19 protein-coding genes are annotated in these 26600 nt (G+C 62.6%); 4 read left to right on the forward strand and 15 right to left on the reverse strand.

What is annotated here, in order from left to right:
• Positions 1–46 precede the first annotated feature (46 nt).
• From LOY53_RS25050 to pilM, 11 genes are all read right to left on the reverse strand, one after another.
• The gene (locus LOY53_RS25050; protein WP_252826123.1) at positions 47–394 is read right to left on the reverse strand and encodes a YgiW/YdeI family stress tolerance OB fold protein; all 348 of its coding nucleotides are present in this window, start codon (positions 392–394) and stop codon (positions 47–49) included.
• A 113-nt stretch (positions 395–507) separates the two neighbouring features.
• Positions 508–1572 carry a uroporphyrinogen decarboxylase gene (gene hemE, locus LOY53_RS25055; RefSeq protein ID WP_099455606.1) on the reverse strand — a complete coding sequence of 355 codons (1065 nt, stop codon included), beginning with the start codon at positions 1570–1572 and terminating at the stop codon, positions 508–510.
• A gap of 151 nt (positions 1573–1723) precedes the next feature.
• Positions 1724–3142, reverse strand: a complete 1419-nt coding sequence (locus LOY53_RS25060) for an FAD-dependent oxidoreductase (protein ID WP_099430676.1) — start codon at positions 3140–3142, stop codon at positions 1724–1726.
• A 123-nt stretch (positions 3143–3265) separates the two neighbouring features.
• Positions 3266–7711 carry a glutamate synthase large subunit gene (gene gltB / locus LOY53_RS25065; RefSeq protein ID WP_252826124.1) on the reverse strand — a complete coding sequence of 1482 codons (4446 nt, stop codon included), beginning with the start codon at positions 7709–7711 and terminating at the stop codon, positions 3266–3268.
• A gap of 372 nt (positions 7712–8083) precedes the next feature.
• Positions 8084–9709: an AAA family ATPase gene (locus tag LOY53_RS25070; protein WP_252826125.1), complete on the reverse strand. Its 1626-nt coding sequence runs from the start codon at positions 9707–9709 to the stop codon at positions 8084–8086.
• A gap of 15 nt (positions 9710–9724) precedes the next feature.
• A complete protein-coding gene (gene aroB / locus LOY53_RS25075) occupies positions 9725–10822 on the reverse strand; it encodes a 3-dehydroquinate synthase (protein WP_099455610.1) in 1098 nt (365 codons plus the stop codon).
• A gap of 96 nt (positions 10823–10918) precedes the next feature.
• Positions 10919–11437 carry a shikimate kinase AroK gene (aroK, locus tag LOY53_RS25080; RefSeq protein WP_027592357.1) on the reverse strand — a complete coding sequence of 173 codons (519 nt, stop codon included), beginning with the start codon at positions 11435–11437 and terminating at the stop codon, positions 10919–10921.
• Positions 11438–11441: 4 nt separating this feature from the next.
• Complete coding sequence (locus LOY53_RS25085; protein WP_252826126.1) at positions 11442–12710, reverse strand: type IV pilus secretin PilQ; 1269 nt, start codon at positions 12708–12710, stop codon at positions 11442–11444.
• Positions 12634–13617, reverse strand: a complete 984-nt coding sequence (locus LOY53_RS25090; RefSeq protein ID WP_252826127.1) for a pilus assembly protein PilP — start codon at positions 13615–13617, stop codon at positions 12634–12636. Before LOY53_RS25090 ends, LOY53_RS25085 begins: the two co-directional genes overlap by 77 nt.
• Before the next feature lie 29 nt (positions 13618–13646).
• A complete protein-coding gene (locus LOY53_RS25095; RefSeq protein ID WP_252826128.1) occupies positions 13647–14183 on the reverse strand; it encodes a PilN domain-containing protein in 537 nt (178 codons plus the stop codon).
• On the reverse strand, positions 14180–15043 hold the full coding sequence (gene pilM, locus LOY53_RS25100) for a type IV pilus biogenesis protein PilM (protein ID WP_252826129.1): 864 nt from the start codon (positions 15041–15043) through the stop codon (positions 14180–14182). The genes LOY53_RS25095 and pilM overlap by 4 nt, the downstream gene beginning before the upstream one ends.
• 181 nt (positions 15044–15224) lie before the next feature.
• Between pilM and LOY53_RS25105 the strand changes: the two genes are divergently transcribed.
• Positions 15225–17675 carry a penicillin-binding protein 1A gene (locus LOY53_RS25105; protein WP_371918104.1) on the forward strand — a complete coding sequence of 817 codons (2451 nt, stop codon included), beginning with the start codon at positions 15225–15227 and terminating at the stop codon, positions 17673–17675.
• 903 nt (positions 17676–18578) lie between these two features.
• Here the strand turns inward: LOY53_RS25105 and LOY53_RS25110 are convergent.
• From LOY53_RS25110 to rpmE, 3 genes are all read right to left on the reverse strand, one after another.
• Positions 18579–19847, reverse strand: coding sequence for a malic enzyme-like NAD(P)-binding protein (locus LOY53_RS25110; protein ID WP_027592351.1), 1269 nt, complete (start codon positions 19845–19847; stop codon positions 18579–18581).
• A 178-nt stretch (positions 19848–20025) separates the two neighbouring features.
• The gene (locus tag LOY53_RS25115; protein ID WP_099455614.1) at positions 20026–20847 is read right to left on the reverse strand and encodes a thermonuclease family protein; all 822 of its coding nucleotides are present in this window, start codon (positions 20845–20847) and stop codon (positions 20026–20028) included.
• A 2-nt stretch (positions 20848–20849) separates the two neighbouring features.
• Positions 20850–21065, reverse strand: a complete 216-nt coding sequence (gene rpmE / locus LOY53_RS25120; protein ID WP_027592349.1) for a 50S ribosomal protein L31 — start codon at positions 21063–21065, stop codon at positions 20850–20852.
• A 168-nt stretch (positions 21066–21233) separates the two neighbouring features.
• Here rpmE and LOY53_RS25125 point away from each other — a divergent pair, with 168 nt between their 5' ends.
• From LOY53_RS25125 to LOY53_RS25135, 3 genes are all read left to right on the forward strand, one after another.
• Positions 21234–23453 carry a primosomal protein N' gene (locus LOY53_RS25125; RefSeq protein WP_252826130.1) on the forward strand — a complete coding sequence of 740 codons (2220 nt, stop codon included), beginning with the start codon at positions 21234–21236 and terminating at the stop codon, positions 23451–23453.
• A 113-nt stretch (positions 23454–23566) separates the two neighbouring features.
• A complete protein-coding gene (gene argS, locus LOY53_RS25130; RefSeq protein WP_099430684.1) occupies positions 23567–25303 on the forward strand; it encodes an arginine--tRNA ligase in 1737 nt (578 codons plus the stop codon).
• Position 25304: 1 nt separating this feature from the next.
• Positions 25305–26003 carry an SPOR domain-containing protein gene (locus tag LOY53_RS25135; protein ID WP_027592346.1) on the forward strand — a complete coding sequence of 233 codons (699 nt, stop codon included), beginning with the start codon at positions 25305–25307 and terminating at the stop codon, positions 26001–26003.
• A gap of 111 nt (positions 26004–26114) precedes the next feature.
• On the opposite strand, the gene LOY53_RS25140 is transcribed toward LOY53_RS25135, so the two are convergent.
• The gene (locus LOY53_RS25140) at positions 26115–26534 is read right to left on the reverse strand and encodes a TM2 domain-containing protein (protein WP_085272247.1); all 420 of its coding nucleotides are present in this window, start codon (positions 26532–26534) and stop codon (positions 26115–26117) included.
• Positions 26535–26600: the final 66 nt, after the last annotated feature.

A 26600-nucleotide genomic window follows, 5' to 3' on the forward strand; every position in this document is an offset into this window, starting at 1 on the left:
ATATGTAGGATTAAGCTAGCGAACTAGTCAGTTTGTTCTTGCTGATTCAGTTAACAATTTCTACCAGGTCGACATCCACTTCCCGGCTCATCAGGTGTTTTTCCACCTCACCGGTGAGTTTGACCTTGGTCTTTTCATTGAACGGAGTAGCCGGCAAGTCTTCATTGTCGATCTCGACGGTAATCGTGCCGCTGTTATCCTTGAACTCGTACTTGTCGTCGTTGTTGATCTTCTTGGTCACATACCCCTGCAGCACCACCGGCGTGTCATCGGCAGCGTCCTTGGCAGCGGCCACGGTGGTCACCGGTTGGGCGCCCGGGCCGGTGTAGCCCGCTGCCACTGCGGCGGTGCTGAACAAAGGGGCGAGGATCAGGGCGAGGTAACGGGTTTTCATAAGATCAGGTCCTGTTTCGGTTTCGATGGGACCAGATTAACGACGATCGCTGAATTGAAACTTAATACAAAAAACCCGGCATCAAGGCCGGGTTTTTTGTGCAGTGCATCAAATCACTGGTGGTATTGCGCTGACAACTCGTGCACGGCATTGATGAACGCACCGGCGTGCGCGGGGTCGACTTCCGGGGTAATACCGTGCCCCAGGTTGAACACATGGCCGGTACCCTTGCCATAGCTGGCCAGGATACGCGCCACTTCCTTGCGGATGGCTTCGGGCTTGGCGTACAGCACGGTCGGGTCCATGTTGCCTTGCAGCGCAACCTTGTCGCCGACACGGCGGCGGGCATCGCCGATCTCGCAGGTCCAGTCCAGGCCCAGTGCATCGGCACCGGCTTCAGCGATGCTTTCCAGCCACATGCCGCCGTTTTTGGTGAACAGAATGACCGGCACCTTGCGCCCGTCGTGCTCGCGGATCAGCCCGCTGACGATCTTGCGCATGTAGGCCAGGGAAAACTCTTGGTACGCCGCCGCCGACAGGTTGCCGCCCCAGGTGTCGAAGATCTGCACGGCCTGGGCACCGGCCAGAATCTGGCCGTTGAGGTAACTGGTGACCGACTGGGCCAGCTTGTCCAGCAACAGGTGCAGGGCTTGCGGGTTGTCGTAGGCCATGGCCTTGGTCTTGCGGAAGTCCTTGGACGAACCGCCTTCGACCATGTAAGTGGCCAAGGTCCATGGGCTGCCCGAGAAGCCGATCAGCGGTACACGGCCGTTGAGCTCGCGACGGATGGTGCTGACGGCATCCATCACATAGCCCAGGTCTTTCTGCGGATCAGGGATCGGCAGTGCCTCGATATCGGCCGGGGTGCTGATCACTTTCTTGAAGCGCGGGCCTTCGCCGGTTTCGAAGTACAGGCCAAGGCCCATGGCATCGGGGATGGTGAGGATGTCCGAGAACAGGATCGCCGCGTCCAGTGGGTAGCGGTCCAGCGGCTGCAGGGTGACCTCGCAGGCGAACTGCGGGTTCATGCACAGGCTCATGAAGTCACCGGCCTTGGCACGGCTGGCGCGGTACTCCGGCAGGTAACGGCCAGCCTGGCGCATCATCCAGACCGGGGTGACGTCTACGGGTTGCTTGAGCAGTGCACGCAGGAAACGATCGTTCTTCAGGGCAGTCATGTCGGCATCCGGCAAAAAAGTGCGGGCATTTTCTCAGACGCCAGCACAAAAGGCACGGCCAAGGCCATGCGTTTTGTCTATTGGGTGCCTTGGATCAAGCAATTTTGTATACAAAACGCCAAAGGGGCTGCTTTGCAGCCCCAGCATTCAATCAGACTTCCAGGTAGTCCAGGATACCTTCGGCAGCGGTGCGGCCTTCGAAAATAGCGGTTACCACCAGGTCCGAACCACGCACCATGTCGCCGCCGGCGAAGATTTTCGGGTTGCTGGTCTGGTGCTTGAACTTGCCTTTTTCCGGTGCCACCACGCGGCCCTGGCTGTCCATCTGGATACCATGCTGCTCGAACCACGGCGCCGGGCTCGGGCGGAAACCGAAGGCGATCACCACGGCGTCGGCCGGCAGGATCTCTTCAGAACCTGGGATCGGCTCAGGGCTGCGGCGACCACGGGCATCCGGCTCGCCGAGACGGGTCTCGACCACCTTCACACCTTCGACCTTGTCTTCACCGACAATGGCGATCGGCTGGCGGTTGTAGAGGAACTTCACGCCCTCTTCCTTAGCGTTCTTCACCTCTTTGCGCGAACCCGGCATGTTGGCCTCGTCACGACGATAAGCACAGGTCACCGACTTGGCGCCCTGGCGGATCGAGGTGCGGTTGCAGTCCATCGCGGTGTCACCACCGCCCAGCACCACGACCTTCTTGCCCTGCATATCGACGAAGTCTTCCGGCGACTTCTCGAAGCCCAGGTTGCGGTTGACGTTGGCGATCAGGAAGTCCAGCGCGTCATGCACGCCCGGCAGGTCCTCGCCCGGGAAGCCGCCCTTCATGTAGGTGTAAGTGCCCATGCCCATGAACACCGCGTCGTATTCGGCCAGCAGCTGCTCCATGGTGATGTCGGTGCCCACCTCGGTGTTCAGGCGGAACTCGATGCCCATGCCGGTGAAGACCTCGCGGCGGTTGCTCAGCACGGTCTTTTCCAGCTTGAACTCGGGGATACCGAAGGTCAGCAGGCCACCGATTTCCGGGTTCTTGTCGAACACCACCGGGGTTACGCCGGCGCGCACCAGCACGTCGGCACAGCCCAGGCCCGCCGGGCCCGCGCCGATGATGGCAACACGCTTGCCAGTCGGCTTGACCTTGGACATGTCTGGGCGCCAGCCCATGGCGAAAGCGGTGTCGGTGATGTACTTCTCCACCGAGCCAATGGTCACCGCGCCAAAACCGTCGTTCAGGGTGCAGGCACCCTCGCACAGGCGGTCCTGCGGGCAAACACGGCCGCACACTTCAGGCAGGGTGTTGGTTTGGTGCGACAGTTCTGCCGCCGCCAGGATGTTGCCCTCGGACACCAGCTTCAACCAGTTAGGGATGAAGTTGTGCACCGGGCACTTCCATTCGCAATACGGGTTACCGCAGCCCAGGCAACGGTGCGCCTGCTCCACGGACTGCTGCGGCTTGAAGGGTTCGTAGATCTCGACGAACTCTTTCTTGCGCTGGCGCAGCAGCTTTTTCTTTGGGTCTTTACGCCCCACTTCGATGAACTGGAAGTCGTTGCTCAGACGTTCAGCCATTTTTCAAAACCTCTTTACCGCAGTCGCAAGCTACAAGCCGCAAGCTGCAAGTCGATCACTTGGGTCCGGCAAACCTCGCACTGCGATTACTCGCAGCTTGAGGCTTGCCACTTGCAGCTGTTGTTACTGCGGGTTGGCACGGGTGCTGGACAGCAGTTGCTTGAGGTTGGCCGCCTTCGGCTTGACCAGCCAGAAGCGCCGCACATAGTCGTCCAGGTTCTCGAAGAGCTCACGCCCCCACTCGCTGCCGGTCTCGTCCACGTATTCGCCAAGGACGCGCGCCAGGTGGCTGCGGTACGCCTCCATCGCTTCACCACTGATGCGCTGGATTTCCACCAGTTCATGGTTGAGCTTGTCGACGAAGCTGTTGTCCATGTCGAGCACGTAGGCGAAGCCGCCGGTCATGCCAGAGCCGAAGTTGTAACCGGTCTTGCCCAGGACGCAGACAAAGCCGCCGGTCATGTATTCACAGCAGTGATCGCCAGTGCCCTCGACAACAGCGTGGGCGCCAGAGTTACGCACAGCGAAGCGCTCGCCCGCAGTACCGGCGGCGAACAGCTTGCCGCCAGTGGCACCGTACAGGCAGGTGTTTCCGACGATGGCGCTGTGCTGGGTTTCGAACGGGCTGCCGGCAGGTGGCACGATGGTGACCTTGCCACCGGTCATGCCTTTGCCGACGTAGTCGTTGGCATCGCCTTCCAGGTGCAGGTTCAGGCCACCGGCGTTCCACACGCCGAAGCTCTGGCCCGCCGTGCCCTTGAAGCGGAAGGTGATCGGCGCAGCGGCCATGCCCTGGTTGCCGTGCAAGCGGGCGATCTCACCCGAGATGCGCGCACCGATGGAGCGGTCGCAGTTGCAGATGTCGAGGCTGAACTCGCCACCGGACTGGTCGCGGATCGCCGGCATGGCCATTTCGACCATCTTCTCGGCCAGCTCGCCCTTGTCGAACGGCGGGTTCTTGTCGACTTCGCAGAACTGCGGCTTGTCCGCCGGAATGTGCGAACTGCCCAGCAGCGGCGACAGGTCCAGGTACTGCTGGCGCTCGGTGTCGCCTGGCAGGATGTCGAGCAGGTCGGTACGGCCGATCAGCTCGCCCAGGCTGCGCACACCCAGTTTGGCCAGCCACTCGCGGGTCTCTTCGGCGACGAAGGTGAAGAAGTTGATCACCATGTCGACGGTGCCGATGTAGTGGTCCTTGCGCAGCTTGTCGTTCTGGGTGGCGACGCCGGTGGCGCAGTTGTTCAGGTGGCAGATGCGCAGGTATTTGCAGCCCAGGGCGATCATCGGCGCGGTGCCGAAGCCGAAGCTCTCGGCGCCGAGGATGGCCGCCTTGATCACGTCGAGGCCGGTTTTCAGGCCACCGTCAGTCTGCACCCGCACTTTGCCGCGCAGGTCGTTGCCGCGCAGGGTCTGGTGGGTTTCGGCAAGGCCGAGCTCCCACGGTGCGCCCGCGTACTTGATGGAGGTCAGTGGCGAAGCACCGGTACCGCCGTCGTAGCCCGAGATGGTGATCAGGTCGGCGTAGGCCTTGGCCACGCCCGCAGCGATGGTACCAACGCCTGCTTCAGCCACCAGCTTGACCGAGACCAGCGCCTGCGGGTTGACCTGCTTGAGGTCGTAGATCAGCTGGGCCAGGTCTTCGATCGAGTAGATGTCGTGGTGCGGTGGTGGCGAGATCAGGGTCACGCCTGGTACCGCGTAGCGCAGCTTGGCGATCAGGCCGTTGACCTTACCGCCTGGCAGTTGGCCGCCCTCACCCGGCTTGGCGCCCTGGGCTACCTTGATCTGCAGCACTTCGGCGTTGACCAGGTATTCCGGGGTCACGCCAAAGCGGCCGGTGGCCACCTGCTTGATCTTGGAGCTGCGCACGGTGCCGTAGCGCGACGGGTCTTCACCGCCCTCGCCCGAGTTGGAACGCGCGCCCAGGCGGTTCATGGCTTCGGCCAGCGCCTCGTGGGCTTCTGGCGACAAGGCACCCAGCGATATACCAGCGGAATCGAAGCGCTTGAGGATGGCCTCCAACGGTTCGATCTGCTCGATCGCCAGCGGCTGATCGGCCACTTTGACCTTCAGCAGGTCGCGGATCATCGACACCGGGCGCTGGTCGACCAGCGAGGTGTATTCCTTGAATTTGGCGTAGTCGCCCTGCTGCACAGCGGCCTGCAGGGTGTTGACCACATCCGGGTTGTAGGCGTGGTATTCGCCACCGTGGACGAATTTGAGCAGGCCACCTTGCTGGATCGGCTTGCGCGCACTCCAGGCTTCGGCGGCGAGTAGCTTCTGGTCGCTTTCCAGGTCTTCGAAACGCGCACCCTTGATGCGGCTCGACACGCCCTTGAAGCTCAGGCCGACCACGTCCTCGGCCAAGCCGATGGCTTCGAACAGCTGTGCACCCCGGTACGAAGCGATGGTGGAGATGCCCATCTTCGACAGGATCTTCAGCAGGCCCTTGGAGATGCCTTTGCGGTAATACTTGAACACCTCGTCCAGATCGCCCAGCACTTCGCCGGTACGGATCAGGTCGGCCAGCACTTCATAAGCCAGGTACGGGTAAACAGCCGAGGCACCGAAGCCCAGCAGCACAGCAAAGTGGTGCGGGTCACGGGCGGTAGCGGTTTCGACCAGGATGTTGCTGTCGCACCGCAGGCCCTGCTCGGTCAGGCGGTGGTGTACGGCACCCACGGCAAGCGAAGCGTGCACCGGCAACTTGCCCGGGGCGATATAACGGTCGCTCAGCACCAGCTGGGTCTTGCCGCTGCGCACCGCTTCTTCGGCCTGGTCGGCGATGTTGCGGATGGCCGCTTCCAGGCCGACGCCTTGCTCGTAGTTGAGGTCGATCAGTTGGCGGTCGAAGCCTTCGCGCTCCAGGTTCATCAGCGAGCGCCACTTGGCAGGCGAGATGACCGGCGAGCTGAGGATGACCCGCGAGGCGTGCTCCGGGGACTCCTGGAAGATGTTGCGCTCGGCGCCCAGGCAGATCTCCAGCGACATGACGATCGCTTCACGCAGCGGGTCGATCGGCGGGTTGGTGACCTGCGCGAACTGCTGGCGGAAGAAGTCATACGGCGAACGCACGCGCTGCGACAGCACAGCCATCGGCGTGTCGTCACCCATCGAGCCGACCGCTTCCTGGCCCTGCTCACCCAGCGGGCGCAGCACCTGGTCACGCTCTTCGAAGGTGACCTGGAACATCTTCATGTATTGCTTGAGCTGGTCAGCATCGTAGCTGGCCGCGCCCTGGTCGTCGGTCAAGGTCGCCTGGATACGCGTGGCGTGCTGACGCAGCCAGCGCTTGTACGGGTGGCGCGACTTCAGACGGTTGTCGATGGCGTCGGTGTCGAGGATCTGGCCGGTTTCGGTGTCCACGGCGAAGATCTGGCCCGGGCCGACACGGCCCTTGGCGATGACGTCTTCCGGCTTGTAGTCCCATACGCCGATTTCCGACGCGATGGTGATGTAGCCATTGGTGGTGGTCACCCAACGCGCCGGGCGCAGGCCGTTACGGTCGAGCAGGCACACCGCGTGGCGGCCTTCGGTCATGACGATGCCGGCCGGGCCATCCCACGGCTCCATGTGCATGGAGTTGTATTCGTAGAAGGCGCGCAGGTCGGCGTCCATGGTCTCGACGTTCTGCCAGGCCGGCGGTACCAGCATGCGCACGCCGCGGAACAGGTCGATGCCACCGGTGACCATCAGCTCGAGCATGTTGTCCATGCTCGACGAGTCGGAGCCCACGCGGTTGACCAGCGGGCCGAGCTCTTCAAGGTCTGGGATCTGGTCATTGGCGAACTTGGTGCGACGGGCCATGGCCCAGTTGCGGTTGCCAGTGATGGTGTTGATCTCGCCGTTGTGGGCGAGGAAGCGGAACGGCTGCGCCAGCGGCCATTTCGGCAGGGTGTTGGTGGAGAAGCGCTGGTGGAACACGCAGATCGCGGTCTGCAGGCGCTCGTCACCCAGGTCTGGATAGAACGCCGCGAGATCGCGCGGCATCATCAGGCCTTTGTAGATGATGGTCTTGTGCGAGAAGCTGCAGATGTAGTGGTCGGTGTCGTGGGCGTTGGCCACGGACGAGCGACGACGGGCACTGAACAGCTTGATGGCGAATTCCTGATCGCTCAGGCCTTCACCGCCGATGAACACCTGTTCGATCTGCGGCAGGCGCTCCAGCGCCAGGCGACCCAGCACGCGGGTGTCGATTGGGACCTTGCGCCAGCCGACCAGCTTGAGGCCAGCGGCGAGGATCTCGCGGTCCATGTTGGCGCGGGCGGCTTCTGCTTTGACCGAGTCCTGGTTGAAGAACACCATGCCGACGGCGTACTGCTTGGGCAGCTCGACGGCAAACTGTTCCTGGGCCACGGCCCGCAGGAATTGATCGGGCTTCTGCATGAGCAGACCGCAACCGTCACCGGTTTTGCCGTCGGCGTTGATACCGCCGCGGTGGGTCATGCACGTCAGTGCCTGCATGGCGGTTTGCAGAAGGTGGTGACTTGGCTCGCCCGTCATATGGGCGATCAGGCCAAAACCACAGTTGTCCTTGAATTCTTCGGGATGGTACAGACCTGTTTTCATAGACACTTTCTCACCAGGTTCACCTCTCAACGGAGGCAAATCTCTTTTTTAACAACCACTTACCATCCACGCCGATCAAACGCCAGCTTTTTTGCGGTGGTCATGGAAAACCATTGTTGCACAGCGACAGCGATGCCCACAAATTTTCATGTCTCACCATTGAAAATTTATGTCGCAAATTTGAATGTTTTTGCGCCATGCGCCGTGATAGCGGCTTGGCTCGAGTCTGAAGCGTTTCAGCCATGACTGCAAGAGAGGCTTGTGGCCGGCAGCCTGGGACAGAAAAGCCTGCCGCGCTCGGGCGCAGCAGGCTAGTCGAAAGCTAGAATTCGCTCAGCAACTGGGCGGCGGGGTGGTGCCGCCCGGCAGGTATCAGCGGGCCGTGGCCAGCTCTTGTTGGACGCTGGCGACGGTACGTGGCCAAGGTTTACCAGCCTGGACCTTCGCTGGCAAGTTCTTGATTGCCGCAACCGCTGCATCACGGTTGGCGAAGCTGCCGTAAGTCACGACATACAGCGGCTTGCCCTGCAGGTTTTTCTTGAAGTAGCGATAGTCGCCACCCTGGGCTTTGACGAACGCCTGGGCCGAGGCTTCGGAGCTGGTGCCGAGGATCTGCACCACGTAATTGCCCGGTTTCTGGCCTGCATACCAGCCACCACCGCTGCTGCCGGTAGCCGCAGGCTTCTCGACAGGCTTGGCGGCTGGCTTGGCTGAGGCGACCTGGGTTGGCGCAGGTACAGGTTTGGCGGGTGCAACCGGTTTTGCAGGCTGGGTTGCGACCGGTTTTGGCGCAGGCGCAACCGGCTGAACCGGTGCACTGGCAGTCGGCTTCGACAGCGTCGGGGCCGGGCCGGCAGGCACGCCTTGCGGCGGCGCGATGGTGGTCACGGTCGGCGGGTTGCCAGGCTGCAGCGCGGTATTGCCGGCCGGGCTGCCCTCTTCGCCATCCCCCATGCCAGCGGCCTGGGCCAATGGTTCGCGCATCACCGGCTGCGACTGCCCTACCAGCGGCAGTGGCATCGGCTGCGACGAGCCGGAGAACTCGATGGCCGGGTTGCCATTATTGGCCTGGGCGGCGCCCGGCTGGCCTTCACCTAATGGCAACTGAGCCTGGGCGGCCGGCGCCTCGGCAGGTGCCTTGTCGCCTTTCTTGGGCATGAGAACCGCGGCAGCAACGGCGACCACGACCACAGCGGACAGCGCGAGCACATGTTTCTTAGGCATTTTCAACCCCATGGATGGTCGCTTGGCCGTCGAACGGCTGGCGATCATGGCTTCGATCAAAGTGTCACGGGCGACCTGGTTGATTGTGCCAGGCCAACCGTCGGAGTGTTCATGGATATCGACGATCTGTTCGCGGGTGAACACCTCGATGCCCCGGCCGGCGCCATCCAGACGCTGCTCCAGGTACTCGCGGGTCTCCTCCTCGCTGTAGGGGGCGAGCTCGATAACGTGGAAACGCTCTTCCTCGATACTCAGCTCATCCAACCCGGCAATCAGCGACGGCTCACCGAACAGGAACACGTGCGGGCGCCCTTCCGGAACACCCGCCGCCAGCTCCAGCAACGCTTGGAGTGCCGACTCGTCGAGTTGTTCCGCATCGTCCACCAGCAAATAGACTTCCTGCCCGGTCAGCGCCAGTTGCACCACCTTCGACAGTATGGCCTGGACCTCAGGCTGGGCGACCTCAAGCGACTGCGCGACCTGGGCGAGCACGCTGGCCGCATCGCTGGCGCCGCGGGCAGAAACCACCACGCTCTGCACCGATTGCTTGTTGGTACTGGCCACCAGGGCCTGGCGCAGCAAGGTCTTGCCGCTGCCCAAGGGGCCGGTGACCACCAGCATCAGCTGGCTGTAACGGGCCAGGTGATGCAGCTGGCCCAGCACAGGCTTGCGCTGTGCCGGGAAGAATTTGAAGCCGGGCACGCGGGGCGCGAACGGATCGTGGCTCAACTGGTAATGGTCGAGAAAGGCCTCATCGGCATGCAAACTGGTCATTGCGCTGTCACAACCTCAAAGCTGGGCCACGATCGCGCGGTAATCCGCCGACAGCGTGGCCTGAAGAATCTCTTTCGGATAGTCGTCGGTGATCACGGCCTCGCCCATCCGGCGCAACAGCACCAGACGCAGACGCCCGTCGAGCACCTTCTTGTCGACCGCCATGTGCTCCATGAAATGCGCCGGGGTCATTTCCTGTGGTGGCACCACCGGCAAACCTGCATCCTGCAACAGGCGGATTCCGCGATCGCGCTCGGCCTGGTCGATCCAGCCGAGTCGCATGGACATTTCCAGGGCCATCACCGTGCCCGCCGACACGGCTTCGCCGTGCAGCCAGACGCCGTAGCCCATATGGGTTTCGATGGCATGGCCGAAGGTATGCCCAAGGTTCAGGGTCGCCCGCACGCCAGATTCGCGCTCATCGGCACCGACCACCGCAGCCTTGGCTGCACAGGAACGGCGGATGGCTTCGGTCAGGGCCGTGGCGTCCAGGGCACGCAGGGCCTGCATATTGTCCTCAAGCCAAGCGAGGAACGGCTTGTCGCAGATCAGGCCGTACTTGATCACTTCGGCCAGGCCTGCGGACAGCTCACGCGCCGGCAGGGTCTTGAGGCTAGTGGTGTCGATCAGCACCGCGTTGGGCTGATAGAAGGCACCGACCATGTTCTTGCCCAGGGGGTGGTTGATGCCGGTCTTGCCGCCAACCGAGGAGTCGACCTGGGACAACAGGGTGGTCGGCACCTGGATGAAATCGACGCCGCGCTGGTAGCAGGCAGCGGCAAAGCCAGCCATGTCGCCAATCACACCGCCGCCAAGGGCCACCACGGTGGTACGACGGTCGTGCCGGGCAGTGAGCAGGCCATCGAAGATCAATTGCAGCGTTTCCCAGTTCTTGTGGGCTTCGCCGTCAGGCAACACCACGGGCAGCACCGAATAGGCACCCAGGGTCTTGGCCAGGCGTTCGAGGTACAGAGGCGCGACGGTTACGTTGGAAACGATGGCGACCTGCCGCCCGGCAATGTGCGGCGCCAGCAACTCGGGCTGGTCCAGCAGGCCTTCGCCAATGTAGATCGGGTAGCTACGCTCGCCCAGGTCGACCTTTAGTGTCTGCATGTATCCCCACAATGTACTTGGGCGCGGCGCCGCTTGGGCGGCGCACGCGGTAAGTTGAACCTCGCCTCGGCGCTGGTGGCCGAGAATAGTCCCGGCTTATCGGGGCGGCAACTGCTGCAAGCGTTCGAGAATATCGATCACCACCATGCGCGGCGGCCGCTCGTCGGTTTCAACGACCAGGTCGGCGATCTCGCGGTAGAGCGGATCACGCGCTTCGAGCAGGGCGCGAAGGGTCGCTTCCGGGTTGGCGGTACGCAACAGGGGGCGATTACGATCACGTGCGGTGCGACCGACCTGCTGCTCCACCGAAGCATGCAAGTAGATCACCCGGCCGCCCTGGCGCAACGCCTGACGGTTGGCATCGCGCATTACCGCGCCGCCGCCGGTGGCCAGGACCACGCCGTCGAGCCCGCAGAGCTCGGCGATCATCGCCTGTTCACGGTCACGGAAGCCCGGCTCGCCTTCCTTGTCGAAGATCCACGGGATGTTGGCGCCGCATCGCAGTTCGATTTCCTTGTCGGAATCTTTGAACAGCAGGCGCAGCTCTTTGGCCAATAGGCGTCCAATGGTGCTTTTACCAGCGCCCATTGGCCCCACAAGTATCAAATTTCGCACAGAATCAACGACTCACAGCAATCGCCTGGTCACTCATGATACGCGGAGTCAGGAAGACCAGCAGCTCGGATTTTTTCTCTTGTAATACATCGCGTCGAAACAGCCGCCCAACATACGGCAGATCGCCGAAAAATGGCACCTTGTCGACCACATTGTTTTGCGTGGTCGAGTAGACGCCACCGATCACGATCGTCTCGCCGTCCGCCACGCGAACCTTGGCATTGACCTCGTTCTTGCGGATCGGCGGTACGTTGTTCAAGGCATTGACGTAATCAGGTTCGTCCTTGGTCACCCTGACCGTCATGATGACCTTGTTGTCCGGGGTAATCTGCGGGGTGACTTCAAGCGACAGGGACGCTTCGCGAAACGACACGGACGTGGCGCCGCTCTTGCTGGTTTCCTGGTAAGGCACCTCGGTACCCTTGAGGATCCTGGCCGTTTCCTTGTCGGCCGTGACCACCTTGGGCTGCGAGATAATTTCGCCATTGCCGCTCTTTTCCATGGCGCTGAGCTCAAGGTCTAGCAAGATGCCGCCACGCAGCAGGCCCAGGCCAACACTGGAGCCGGCACGTTCCACCCCAAGGTCGACGAACAGCTCCTTGCCTGGCCTTACGTTCTCACCGTACAAGGGCCCACCCCAACGCACCCCAAGGCTCTTTTCGTAGTCGACATTGGCCTCGACGATACGTGCCTCAATTGCCACCTGACGCACCGGCACATCCAGCTGCGCCACGAGGTGGCGCAGCTCGGCAAGGCGGTCAGCCGGCTGGTAGGCCACCAGGGTATTGGTGCGCGCATCAACGCTCAAACTGCCGCGCCCGGTGAGGATGCCGTCGTCCGCCAGGGTTGCCAGCAACAGCTCCGCGAGCTCGGAGGCTACGGCATGGTGGATCGGCATCAGTTCACGCTGCAGCGGTTGCAATTGCGCATCCAGTGCCTGGCCTAGTCGGGCATCGAGCGATTGCCCAGCAAGCTCCGCCGCCGGCGCCACCAACAGCACGTTGCCCTCCTCGCGGCGGGCCAGGCCCTTGCTGCGCAGTACCAGGTCCAGCGCCTGCTCCCAGGGCACATCCTGAAGCCGCAAGGTGATATTGCCCTGCACCGAATCGCTGGCGACCAGGTTCACGCCGGCATGGTCTGCCAGCACCTGCAATACGGCGCGTACCTGCACATCCTGAAAGTTCAGCGACAGTGGCTCACCCCGAGTGGGCACTGCCGTCGCTAGCGGGATCGACAAGACGAACGCCGCCGCCCCTATCCATAGCCTTTTCATCCTTGTCCATGACCTCCTTGTCTAGGGGTTTTCGGAGGGTGAGTACGGCTGTGCGCTCATGCCATGCACGCGCCACGAACCACCGCTCGCGCACGTCGACACGCTGCTCGTCGATGTGCACGACAACACCCTCATCGCGCCCGAGCCGGTCGCCCAGGCGCACGCGATACAACTGGCCTGCAGACAACAACAGCGCTTCATGCGCGCCACCTTGCGCCAGGCTCCCAACCATTTCCAACTGCGCCAAAGGCACACGGCCCAATTCGCCAGGTGCCACGCTCGCCGGGGCTGCGGAGAACAGATCGACCAACGGCGGCACGGTCACTGCCCGAGCGGGCAAATGCGCCAATGACTCAACGGCCGGCGCCGCTGCATCGGCATGATGCACGTGAACCCTTAGACGCAAGCGCAACAGCCCTGGCCGCCCATCGACTTCGTTTATGCTCACGTCACCGACACGCAGCAGCCGCAGTTGGCCAAGCCATTCGTCCAACCACAGGCGCAGCGCTGCATACCGGCCCACCACCTGAACATCGAGGGGGATGGTTCGGTAGTGCGCCTGCTCCACCGCCTCATGCACATCGAGCCGCTCGAACAGCAAGCCAAATTCATGCCCTGAGGCGGCAAGCGAATCGAGCAGGTCACTCATGCCCTCGCCTGCGGCCAGACGCCACCGGGCAACCTGCAGCGCCTGCTGTGCGGCGGCCAGCGCATCGCGCATGCGTGCCAGCTCCCGCACCTGGGCTGCCTTGGCCGAATGCTCCTCGCTCAACCGCTCATGCTGCGCATTCACTTGCCCTTGGGCGTGCCGCAACTCCGGCAGGCGCAGCCCACACCCCAGCGCCAGTACCAACACACCCAGACCGGCTGAAGCGCCCCACCTGAAGCAAGCGGAACGTTCGGCCATGCCTTGCCAGCTCACCCACCAGGCTGCATTCACGACCAAAACGCCGACACACGCGCTGTCAGAACAAACTCATCGCCCGAAGGCAGGTGCTTCACATGCTTGAGTTCCAGGCCTTGCAGTACAGCGGACCGCTCGAGGTCGCGCATGAACTGAGCGACCACGGCACCGGACGCGGCCTGGCCGGTCACCTGCAAACGACCGCCTGTCAACGTGAGTTCAGTGAGCTGCAGACCAGCAGGCAACGCTGCCTCCAGGTCGCTAAGCAACGCGGGGAATACACCTTGATCGGCACGCAGGCTGGCCAACACCGCAGCGTGTGATTGGGCAGCATCAAGGGCGGCACGCACTTCAGCGTGCTGCTCCAATTGTTCATCTAACAGCGCAACGGCGGATTGACGGCTAACAGTGCTCAACCTTTGCTGATGCGCGCGTTGGCGAGCCAGTTGATCGATCAGCATCACGGCACACAGCGCGAGCGCCGCACTGCCAAGCAACATCCACTGAAAGCGCCGAAGCAATGACCGACGTTGCCGCTCGCGCCAGGGCAAAAGGTTCAGACGCATCATGGCTGCATGCCTCCGAGCGCCAAGGCGCATGCCAAGAGCATCTCGCCCCCACCAGGCTCCAACCCCACAATAGAAGGCAGGGGCCGACAGGGCAGCTTCACCTCTGCACTCAGGTTATCCAGCCACGCTTGCTCGATCGGTGAACTGCCGGCGACCAGCACGCATTCCAGTTGACTGTCGTCGCCCAAAAGCGCCGGCCATTGGCCAAATGCTTGGCCAAGGTGCACTTCGCGGCGCTGCGCGGGCATGCCCTGCCGCCAACAGTGCAGCGTCGCGCCCTGCGCTTCGATGCGCAGCAATGCCGAACCCGCAAGCGCACCCTGCGGCAACATCCGCCGCAACGCGATACTGTCGACCTCCATCGCTTCGGCCTGCAGCCCAGCCGCTTCAAGCAGCGCTTCAACGGGCTCCAGCGCACGCTGGCGACAGGCAGCCACCATGACATCCTGGCAATCGGCCTGGGCCTTGGACGTCCCGAGGGTCTGAAAGTCCAGCGCCAGATCATCAAGCGGAAATGGAAACAGGTGATCCGCATCAGCCAGCAGTTGCGCCTCGATATCAGCTTCACTCAGGCCAGCCGGCAGTTGGCACACCTTGCAGATCACCTGATTTGCCGGCAGCGCCACCGCGACGCGGCGCTGCCGACTACCGCTGCGCCTGCAGGCACGGCGCAACGCAGCCACTAGCCGGGCAGGGTCGGTCGCCCAGTCAGCCCCACTGTACGGTTCATACGGCTCGTGCGCCCAGGCCGCGACCTGGCAACGCCCCTTGCGTCGCTGCAGCTGCACAATCCGAACGGAGTCGGGGGCAATTTCCACCCCCAAGAGTGAACCGGCATCCATGCCGAAACGTCCAAGCATCGCTGTTCCTTTGCTGTATGCCGCAAACCCGCGTCAGCGCTAGGCCTCAGCGGCCAAACGGTTCGACGGGCCACCTGGCCGGTCACCCGGCAAGGCGAAAAAATGCTTATAATGCCCAGCGTTTTTGGTCCGCCGGACCCGTACGCAATTCACTTATCAACCTGGACGCCCAAAAGCCTTGATACGTCTGCTGAAGTTCTTCTGGTGGTCTTCCGTCGCAGTCATTAGCGCGCTCGTACTCGGTGTGAGCGGTGCGTTTCTGTATCTTAGCCCTAGCCTGCCCTCGGTCGAGTCCCTCAGAAGCATCCAGTTGCAGATCCCCCTCAGGGTGTACAGCAGCGACGGCAAGCTGATTGCCGAATTCGGCGAAATGCGCCGCTCGCCGATCCGTTTCGCGGAAATCCCCCCACAATTCATCCAGGCGCTTCTGTCAGCCGAGGACGACAATTTCCTCAACCACTACGGTGTTGACCCCAGCAGCCTCATGCGCGCCGCGACTCAGCTGGTAAAAACCGGCCATATCCAGACGGGCGGCAGCACCATCACCATGCAGGTGGCGAAGAACTTCTTCCTCACCAGCGAGCGCAGCTTTTCGCGCAAGACCAACGAGATTCTGCTGGCCCTGCAGATCGAGCGTGAGCTGACCAAGGACGAAATCCTTGAGCTGTACGTGAACAAGATCTACCTGGGCAACCGGGCGTACGGCATCGATGCCGCCGCACAGGTCTATTACGGCAAGTCGATCCGCGACGTGAGCCTGGCGCAAATGGCGATGATCGCCGGCCTGCCCAAGGCACCTTCGCGCTTCAACCCGCTGGCCAACCCGGTGCGCGCAAAAGAGCGTCGCGACTGGATTCTTGGCCGCATGTACAAGCTCGGCAAGATTGACCAGGCCAGCTACCAGGCCGCCCTGGCCGAGCCGCTCAACGCCAGCTACCACGTGCCGACACCTGAGGTGAATGCGCCGTACGTTGCCGAGATGGCCCGCGCCGAGATGGTCGGGCGTTATGGCAGCGATGCCTACACCGAGGGCTTCCGCGTCACCACCACGGTGCCGAGCGACATGCAGGAGATGGCCAACAAAGCCATTCTCACGGGCCTTTCCGATTACGATGAACGCCACGGCTACCGCGGCCCCGAGGCACGCTTCCCGGGCAAGACCCACGCGGCCTGGCTGCTGGAGCTGAGCAAGCAGCGCACCCTGGGCGGCCTTGAGCCGGCCATCGTCACCCAGGTCGACAAGACTGACCTCAAGGTGCTGACCCGAAGCGGCCAGGAAGAAACCGTCGCCTGGGACACCATGAAGTGGGCGCGTCCGTTCCTCAATAGCAATTCCCAGGGCCGCGCACCGCAAAGCCCCGCCGATGTTGCCCAGGTAGGTGACTTGGTGCGCCTGCAGCGCCTGGACGACGGTAAGCTGAAGTTCAGCCAGGTGCCGGGCGCACAAAGCGCGCTGGTCACCCTCGACCCTTACAACGGCGCTATTCGTGCCCTGGTAGGCGGCTTCTCGTTCGAGCAAAGCAACTACAACCGTGCCATGCAGGCCAAGCGCCAACCTGGCTCGAGCTTCAAGCCCTTCATCTATAGCGCGGCGCTCGACAGCGGCTACACCGCGGCCAGCCTGGTCAACGATGCACCGATCGTGTTCGTCGATGAGTACCTGGACAAGGTCTGGCGGCCGAAGAACGACACCAACACCTTCCTCGGCCCGATCCGCATGCGCGAGGCGCTGTACAAGTCGCGCAACCTGGTATCGATCCGCCTGCTGCAGGCCATGGGCGTCGACCGCACCATCGACTACATCGCCAAGTTCGGCTTCAACAAGCAGGACTTGCCGCGCAACCTGTCGCTGGCACTGGGCACCGCAACCCTCACACCGATGGAAATCGCCACGGGTTGGAGCACCTTTGCCAACGGCGGCTACAAGATCACCCCGTACTTGATCGACCGCATCGAGAGCCGTAGCGGCGAGACCCTGTTCACTGCCAACCCGCCCCGCGTGCCTCAAGGCGCCCAGGACCAGGCAGGCCTTGCCGCGCCAGAGCAGCCGATCAGCACCGCAGCCATGCCGGGCGAGGCGCCGGCCGCCTTTGGCCAGGTCACGCCAGCTCCGCAAACGCCGGCAGTGGCGGAACAGATCATCGACGGCCGCACCACGTACATCCTCACCAGCATGCTGCAGGATGTAATCAAACGGGGCACTGGCCGCCGTGCGCTGGCCCTGGGCCGCACGGACCTGGCCGGCAAGACCGGTACCACCAACGAGTCCAAGGATGCCTGGTTCTCCGGCTACAACGCCGATTACGTGACCACGGTATGGGTCGGCTTCGACCAACCCGAGACCCTGGGCCGCCGCGAGTACGGGGGCACTGCGGCGCTGCCGATCTGGATGAGTTTCATGGGCGCCGCCCTCAAGGACAAACCCAACCACGTACCGGCTGAGCCGGAAGGCATCCTCAGCCTGCGTGTCGACCCGGTCAGCGGCCGCGCGGCCTCGCCGGGTACGCCGAACGCCTACTTCGAGCTGTTCAAGGCCGAAGACTCGCCACCGTCGGGGGATGAACTGGGCAACGGCGCGGCACCGGGAAGCCCGCTGCCAGCAGACGAAGCAGCGCCGATGGACCTGTTCTGATCGGAGATAGGGATCTCATCCGAGATTGACGTACGCCGTATCAGTGCTTATATTTGGCACTTCGAAGCGACTGACCGGATGAGATTGAGCGCTTCCCAGCGGCCTAGGCCGTAATCGCGCAAGGCGGTTCGCAAGTGGTGTCCGGATCTGCTTTAAGCAACAGAAGAAGACGCCTCGAGCGTCTTTTTTTGTGCCCGAAGCTTCAACGCCTAGTCGCTGTCGGTTGCTGCAAGTACACCTTGCTGCAAAGCAGGGTGAACAGCATGCGCCCCCTCAATACGGGACCACCCTGCTCACCTTGATGGTAAGCACTTTCGACAACCTGCCTAAGCTCCTGCCACTGCTTTTGACCCCTGTTGCGCGCCGTACTTCGAAGAACACATGGTACGGCCCCTGTGGGTCTTCCACGAGTATCGAGTAGCACCAATTCCGCCCCGTGGCTGTTTCATAGACTCGCACTCCTGACGCCTGCAAACCCTCGATTACACCCCTGAGCCTGAAAGAGAGACGGTAACGAACCAAACGAAATGTTCGCTCCTGACGACCATCGCGAATAATCGGACCTACCAGGGGCTGGGCCTTAGGATCATATGCCTTACTGAAACAGTGGTTAGAAAAAGTCACTCTCACCCGCAGCTGCCGATTGGCTCGCTCACTGTGAAACATGAAGGTGAAAGGCTCAAGGTGAGCAAAATGAAAGACCTGACCACAGATGGTAAGGGAGGGGAAATAGGCTGGCACAACAGATCCTTTGGAAAGCTATCCGATCACGTTATGCACCATATTGATTGATACTCCTCGGCAAGAGCTGGGGGCACACTCAAAACAGAAACGTCTGACACCCCATTACACGAAAAAGCCCCGACTCTCACGAGCCGGGGCTTTTTGTACTTACGACCAGAATCAGCCGTTGAACACTTCATCCACGCTGTTCAGCGGGTAGTGCTTCGGATACGGCAGGGTCGCCACACCGGACTCGATAGCAGCCTTGGCGACAGCATCGGAAACAACGGTGATCAGGCGGGCATCCAGAGGCTTCGGAATGATGTACTCACGGCCGAATTCCAGGCCTTCGACGCCGTAGGCTTCGCAAACTTCCTTAGGAACCGGCAGCTTGGCCAGGTCTTTCAGGGCGATGGCGGCGGCAATCTTCATTTCTTCGTTGATGCGCTTGGCACGTACGTCCAGGGCGCCACGGAAGATGAAGGGGAAGCCCAGTACGTTGTTGACCTGGTTCGGGTAGTCGGAACGACCGGTGGCCATGATCACATCGTTACGGGTGGCGTGAGCCAGCTCTGGGGAGATTTCCGGATCGGGGTTCGAGCAAGCGAACACGATCGGGTTGGCCGCCATCGACTTCAGGCCTTCTGCGCTCAGCAGGTTCGGGCCGGACAGGCCAACGAACACGTCAGCACCGTTCAAGGCATCAGCCAGGGTGCGCTTGTCGGTCGCGTGGGCGAACTGCGCCTTGTACTGGTTCAGGTCGTCGCGGCCAGCGTGGATCACGCCGCTGCGGTCGATCATGTAGATGTTCTCGACCTTGGCACCCATGCTGACCAGCAGCTTCATGCAGGAGATGGCGGCAGCGCCAGCACCCAGGCAAACGATCTTGGCTTCTTCCAGCTTCTTGCCGGCGATTTCCAGGGCGTTGATCATGCCGGCCGCGGTGACGATCGCGGTACCGTGCTGGTCATCGTGGAAGACCGGGATGTCGCACTGCTCGATCAGGGTGCGCTCGATTTCGAAGCACTCTGGAGCCTTGATGTCTTCGAGGTTGATACCACCGAAGGTGATCGAAATGCGGCGAACGGTGTCGATGAAAGCTTGCGGGCTTTCCGACTCGACTTCGATGTCGAACACGTCGATGCCAGCGAAACGCTTGAACAGAACACCCTTGCCTTCCATGACCGGCTTCGAGGCCAGTGGGCCGAGGTCGCCCAGACCGAGGATGGCAGTACCATCCGAAATCACCGCAACCAGGTTGCCTTTACCGGTGTATTTGTAGGCCAGCTCTGGATCACGGCCGATTTCGCGCACGGGTTCTGCAACACCTGGGCTGTAGGCCAGGGCGAGGTCACGGGCGGTGGCGGTGGGCTTCGAGAGCTCGACGCTCAGTTTCCCCGGACGAGGTTGAGCGTGGTATTCGAGAGCGGCGGTTTTCAGGTCTGACATGGTGGGCATTCCGCTATTTACTGTTCTGACGGACCGCCGAGGATACGCAAAGAGCCGGGGAGTCACAAGACTGGTCGGTCACTTGTGTCAAGGCCTTTAGCCTACGACTTTACGCTATAACCCACGGGGCATACGAATCACAGTGTGTACAATCTAATACCGAAATGTCTACATCTTTTCAGCCTGAAATGCGTTCTAACATGCTCGGATCGGTCAATGGCAACACCCAGCGTCGCTGCCCAGGCTTAAGGCCGCCCTTGCGGGAACGATCCAGCACCCAGCCACGCGCCTCGACTTGGCGCCCTTTGAGATTATCGAAGAAGCTGGCCGGGAAGTTGCGTTGCAGACGAGCGGGAACCTGCAGCACCACCGTGCTATCCAGGGTCAGCCAGACGCCGCCGCGGTTACGTTCAACCGCCTCGATTCGGCCACCGATGACAGCGAACCCAGACTGCCTGACATCCCGTGCGCGCAGTACCGGGGAGCTGCGCCACAGCCCGACACCCGCCTTGCGCGCCGCTTGCTCGGCCAATTGCTGGCACCCCACCAGGCGCACATTGGGGGCAACGGCAACGCGGTAGCCGAGCCCCTCGCTGAGCAGTTGTGCTTCTAGATTGTTGCCAGTGCGGCCGTATATGTGCGCCAGTGTGCGGCCGTATTTGTCTTTGCCCTCGATGCCCTGCACCAGCCCTACACGCCCGTCACTGGCTTTGACCAGGGCTTGCAAGCGCCGCTTGGCCGCCTCGGCATAGGGCTCGCTGGTCCGCCCTTTGCGACCAATCTCCGGGGCGTTGATGCCGATCATGCGCACGCTGCGGCCGTCGGTCAGGCGCAAGGTATCGCCATCCACCACCTGCCGCACTGCTACCTGCTGAGGATTGGCCGGCAGCGGGCAGAACGCCAGGGCAGGCAGATGCCAAATCGCGCCCACAAAAAAAGCGCCCACAAGGGGCGCTTTTTTTTGCAACAGCGCGAAACCCGAGGGATTCGCCATGCGCATTATTACTTCTTGGCACCGAACATGCCGAAGCGATCGGCAAACTTCTGTACGCGACCACCGGTGTCCAGGACTTTCTGCTTACCGGTGTAGAACGGGTGGCACAGGTTGCAAACGTCGATCGACAGGGTGCTACCCAGGGTCGAACGGCTTTCAAACTTGTTGCCGCAGCTGCAGGTGACTGCAACTACTTCGTAGTTCGGATGAATATTTGCTTTCATGGTCACTTCCTCGAGCTGCGTGCCGCCACCCAACACCAATTGTTGAATACCGCACGTAATTAGGCGGCGAATAATACCAGAGCCCAGCCTCAGCGCAAGTTGTCGCTTGCACCGACTGTCGTCTGCTAGGCTCGCCAGTCTTTGAAATGCCCTTGCGAGACCTTCCGCGTGTCCGACGTCATCCTGCGCCTTGCCCTGCCCTCCCCGCTGCGTCGCCTGTTCGACTACAGGGCGCCGGCGAGCATGGCGCGCCAGCCCCTCACACCGGGCATGCGCATTCGTGTGCCATTCGGGCGCCGCGAGATGATCGGCGTGCTGGTGGAGGTGTGCGACCAGAGCGAAGTGCCCGCCGACAAGCTCAAGCCGGCCATTGCGCTGCTCGACCCGGTGTCGCCGCTGCCGCCGGCCCTGTTCAAGCTGTGCCTGTGGACGGCCCAGTACTATCAGCACAGCCTGGGCGACACCCTGAGCTGGGCGCTGCCGACCCTGCTGCGTCAGGGCGAACTGGCCGAGATGCGCCAGGAACGCTTCTGGCACGTCGCCGCCGATGCCCGCCACGATGACCCTCGCATCGCCCGCGCACCGCGCCAGCGCGATGCCCTGAAAACCCTGGCGCAGCACCCACATGGCGTGGCCCACAGCCTGCTGGGCAAGCTCAACCTGAACAAAGACAGCCTCGACCTGCTGCTGGCCAAGGAACTGGTCACCGTCGAAGTACGCCGCCACCTGCCGACGCCGCGCCACGAGCACTGGCTGGCGCAGCCCGAACTGCCCCTCAACGAAGAGCAGCGCAACGCCTTCGATGCCGTGTGCCTGGGCCTTGGCAGTTTCAACGCGTTTCTGCTGGCCGGGGTTACCGGCAGCGGCAAGACCGAGGTCTACCTGCAGTTGATCCGCGAAACACTGGAGGCCGGCAAGCAGGCACTGGTGCTGATCCCGGAAATCAACCTCGGCCCGCAGACCCTGGCGCGCTTCGAGCAACGCTTCAACGCCCGCATCGCCTTGCTGCACTCGGCGGTTGGCGACCGCGAACGGCTGGATGCCTGGCTGGCAGCCCGTGACGGCGAGGCCGACATCATCATCGGCACCCGCTCGGCGCTGTTCACGCCGATGAAAAACCCCGGCCTGATCATCATCGACGAAGAGCACGACGGCTCTTATAAACAGCAGGAAGGCCTGCGTTACCACGCCCGCGACCTGGCCCTGGTGCGCGCCCACCAGGAGAACATCCCGATCCTGCTCGGCTCGGCCACGCCGTCGCTGGAAACCCTGCACAACGCCCAGACCGGCCGCTACACCTTGCTGCGCATGAACCAACGCGCCGGCGGTGCGCGCCCGCCACGCATGCTGCGCCTGGACGTGAAAAGCCTGCCGCTGGACAGTGGCATCAGCGGCCCACTGCAGCAGGCCATCCGCCAGACCCTGGAAGCAGGCCAGCAAGTGCTGGTGTTCCTCAACCGCCGCGGCTTTGCCCCGACGTTGCTGTGCCACGATTGCGGCTGGTTGTCCGAATGCCCTCGCTGCGATGCGCGCATGACCGTGCACCAGCGTTCCGGCGTGCTGCGTTGCCACCACTGCGGCTATGACGAACGCCTGCCGCACCAGTGCCCGCAGTGCAACCATGTCGACTTGCGCCCGGTGGGCGCAGGCACCGAGCGCGCCGAAGAGCGCCTTAAGGTGCTGTTCCCGGACTACCCGATCCTGCGCGTGGACCGCGATAGCACGGCGCGTAAAGACGCCATGCACAACCTGTTCGGCACCATCCAGCGTGGCCAGCCGAGCATCCTGGTGGGCACCCAGATGCTCGCCAAGGGGCACCACTTCCCACGCGTGACCCTGGTGGCCATCCTCGACGCCGACGGCGGGCTGTTCTCCGGCGACTTCCGCGCCAGTGAGCGCATGGCGCAATTGATCGTGCAGGTTGCTGGGCGTGCCGGGCGCGCCGAAGAGCCCGGCAAGGTGATCATCCAGACCCACTTGGCCGACCACCCCTTGCTGGTCCAGCTGACCGAACAAGGCTATTTCGCCTTCGCCGAGCAAGCCCTGGACGAGCGCCGCGCCGCCGGCCTGCCGCCTTTTTCGCACCTGGCCTTGTTGCGCGCCGAAGCGCACAAACCGGGCCAGGCCGAAGGCTTCCTCGACGAAGCCTGCAGCGCAGCAGAGCGCCTGGTGGCCGAACAGCGCCTGCCGGGCATTGAACTGTTGGGCCCGGTACCGGCTCCCATGGAGCGCCGAGCGGGCCGCTTCCGCGCCCAATTATTGATACAGGCCAACACCCGGGCACCCCTGCATCGACTGATCAGCGCCTGGTTGCTAGTGTTGGAGCAAATGCCGAGCGGCCGACAGGTTCGCTGGTCGCTGGACGTGGACCCGGTAGACCTCTACTGACACCCTGAGCCTTGGCAAAGGTTGGCAACCCGCTCCCGGCAACGGATAATGCCCAGTTTTTCCACCTGCGCATCGAAGCGCTCCACCGCGCTTGCGGTCGAAAAGAGAACCCCATGAAAGACACCATTCGCCAGCTGATCCAGCAAGCCCTCACCCAACTCGTCACCGACGGTGTGCTGCCTGAAGGGCTATCGCCGGCGATCCAGGTGGAAAACGCCCGGGACAAGACCCACGGCGACTTCGCCAGCAACATCGCGATGATGCTGGCCAAGCCTGCCGGCATGAAGCCGCGCGACCTGGCCGAAAAACTGATCAACGCGCTGCCCGCCAGCGACGACATCAGCAAGGTCGAGATTGCCGGCCCAGGCTTCCTCAACTTCTTCCAGAACACCAGCGCCCTGGCCGACCGCCTGGACGCCGCCCTGGCCGACGGCCACTTGGGCGTGCGCAAGGCAGGGGCTGCCGAGAAGGTGGTGATCGACCTGTCGGCGCCGAACCTGGCCAAGGAAATGCACGTTGGCCACCTGCGCTCGACCATCATCGGTGACAGCGTCGCCCGTGTGCTGGAATTCCTCGGCGACCAGGTCATCCGCCAGAACCACGTAGGCGACTGGGGCACCCAGTTCGGCATGCTGATGGCCTACCTGCAGGAAAACCCGATTACCAGCGACGAGCTGTCGGACCTGGAGAACTTCTACCGCGCCGCGAAGAAACGCTTCGACGAGTCCGAAGAATTCGCCACCCGCGCCCGCGGCCTGGTGGTCAAGCTGCAGGCCGGCGACCCTGAGTGCCTGGCCCTGTGGACACGTTTCAAGGACATTTCCCTGTCCCACTGCCAGAAAACCTACGAGCTGCTCAACGTCAAGCTGACCATGGCCGACGTCATGGGCGAAAGCGCCTACAACGATGACCTGGCCAACGTAGTCAGCGACCTCAAGGCCAAGGGCCTGCTGGTCGAGGACCAGGGTGCGCAGTGCGTGTTCCTCGAAGAATTCAAGAACAGCGAAGGCGAACCCCTGCCGGTGATCGTGCAGAAGGCCGACGGTGGCTACCTGTACGCCACCACCGACCTGGCCGCCGTGCGCTACCGCAGCAATGTGCTCAAGGCCGACCGTGCCCTGTACTTCGTCGACCAGCGCCAGGCCCTGCACTTCAACCAGGTGTTCGAAGTGGCCCGCCGTGCAGGCTTCGTCGGCCACCCGATGCAAATGGAACACATGGGCTTCGGCACCATGAACGGCGCCGACGGCCGCCCGTTCAAGACCCGTGACGGCGGCACCGTGAAGCTGATCGACCTGCTCACCGAGGCCAAGGAGCGTGCCTACGCCCTGGTCAAGGAGAAGAACCCGAGCCTGGCCGAAGACGATCTGCGCCACATCGGTGAAGTGGTCGGGATCGGCGCAGTGAAGTACGCCGACCTGTCCAAGCACCGCACCAGCGACTACAGCTTCAACTTCGAGCTGATGCTCAACTTCGAAGGCAACACCGCGCCGTACCTGCTGTATGCCTACACCCGCGTGGCGGGCGTGTTCCGCAAGCTGGGCAAGGGCTTCGACGAGGTCGACGGCAAGATCGTGCTGCAGGCCGAGAAGGAACTGGACCTCGCCGCGCGCCTGGCGCAATTCGGCGAAGTGCTTAACAGCGTGGCCGACAAGGGCACACCGCACGTGCTGTGCAGCTACCTGTACGACCTGGCTGGCCTGTTCTCGAGCTTCTACGAGAACTGCCCGATCCTCGCCGCCGAAACCCCGGAGCAGCAACAGAGCCGCCTGCGCCTGGCTGCCCTGACCGGTCGCACCCTCAAGCAAGGTCTGGAACTGCTCGGCCTGGAAACCCTGGAGCGCATGTAAGTTGGCTGCCAAGAAAAAACCTGCTCCAAAACGCGGCGCCAGCCGCCAACAGGCGCCGGCCAAGCAGCCGATCCCGGGTTGGGTATGGCTGGCAGTCGGGTTGACCGTGGGCGCTTTCATCGTCTTTTTGATGAAGCTCGAGCCAGGCGGTGCGGACATCAAGCGCACCAAGCCTGAACAACAAAAACCGGAAAAGGTGGCCGAAGCCAGCAAGACCACCCCGGCCACCCCGCAGCAGCCGGTGAAGCCGAAGTATGACTTCTACACCCTGCTGCCGGAGTCCGAGGTCATCGTGCCGCCGGAAGCCGTGCCAGAGAAGACGCCACCGGTGCCTGCCCAGCCAGTGACCCCGGTCACCCCGGCAGAAGCAGCGAAGATCGACACGGCACGCGCCCAGGCCGCCTTGCTGGGCCAGACGCCACCTCCGGCACCGCCGGTAATCAAGCCTGCGGCCACCACGCAGTTCTTCCTGCAGGCCGGCTCGTTCCGCAAGCAGGCGGATGCCGACAAGGTCCGCGCGCAGATCATCCTGCTCGGCCAGTCGGTGAAGGTGGAGTCGGGGACGGTCAAGGATGAAACCTGGTACCGCGTACTGGTCGGCCCGTTCAGCAACCGCGAACAACTGACCGGGGCGCAGAAACAGCTTGCCGGCGCAGGCTTCAGCAACCTGCTGCTGCAACAGCGCCAGACCCGCCAGTAAAACTCGATAGGCGCAGCCTTGTGCTGCGAAGAGGCCGGTGCAAACACCAAGGATGTTAGGTGTTTGTACCGGCCTCTTCGCAGCACAAGGCTGCTCCTACACGATCAGCAATCAGCGACGATCGCTGTTGGCTTCGGAAATCTGACTGTTCAGGGTCCAGAAGTCGTACAGCACGCCGACCAGGAACAGGCCGCCCGTGAAGAAGTAGATGATCGCGGTGATCCACTTGCCCTGGTACAGGCGATGCAGGCCAAAAATGCCCAGGAAGGTCAGCAGAATCCAGGCGATGTTGTAGTCGATCCGACCGGACCGGAAGCGCAGGTCCGCCTCCTTGTCCATCGCCGGGATCAGAAACAGGTCGATCAGCCAGCCGATGCCCAGCAGGCCCAGGGTAAAGAACCAGATCGTCCCAGTGATTGGCTTGCCGTAGTAGAAACGGTGCGAGCCGGTGAAGCCGAAAATCCACAACAAGTAGCCGATGACCTTGCTGTGGGTGTCGTGAAGCGGCTCACCCTGTTGATAACTGTTCATTCATAGCCCTCGTGGGTTATCCGAAAATTTTCTAAGAAAAGATGTGACTTTCTCGTCGCAGGCCGA

The sequence above is a fragment of the Pseudomonas sp. B21-031 genome (genome assembly GCF_024748985.1).
In the GTDB taxonomy this organism is placed as follows: domain Bacteria; phylum Pseudomonadota; class Gammaproteobacteria; order Pseudomonadales; family Pseudomonadaceae; genus Aquipseudomonas; species Aquipseudomonas kermanshahensis.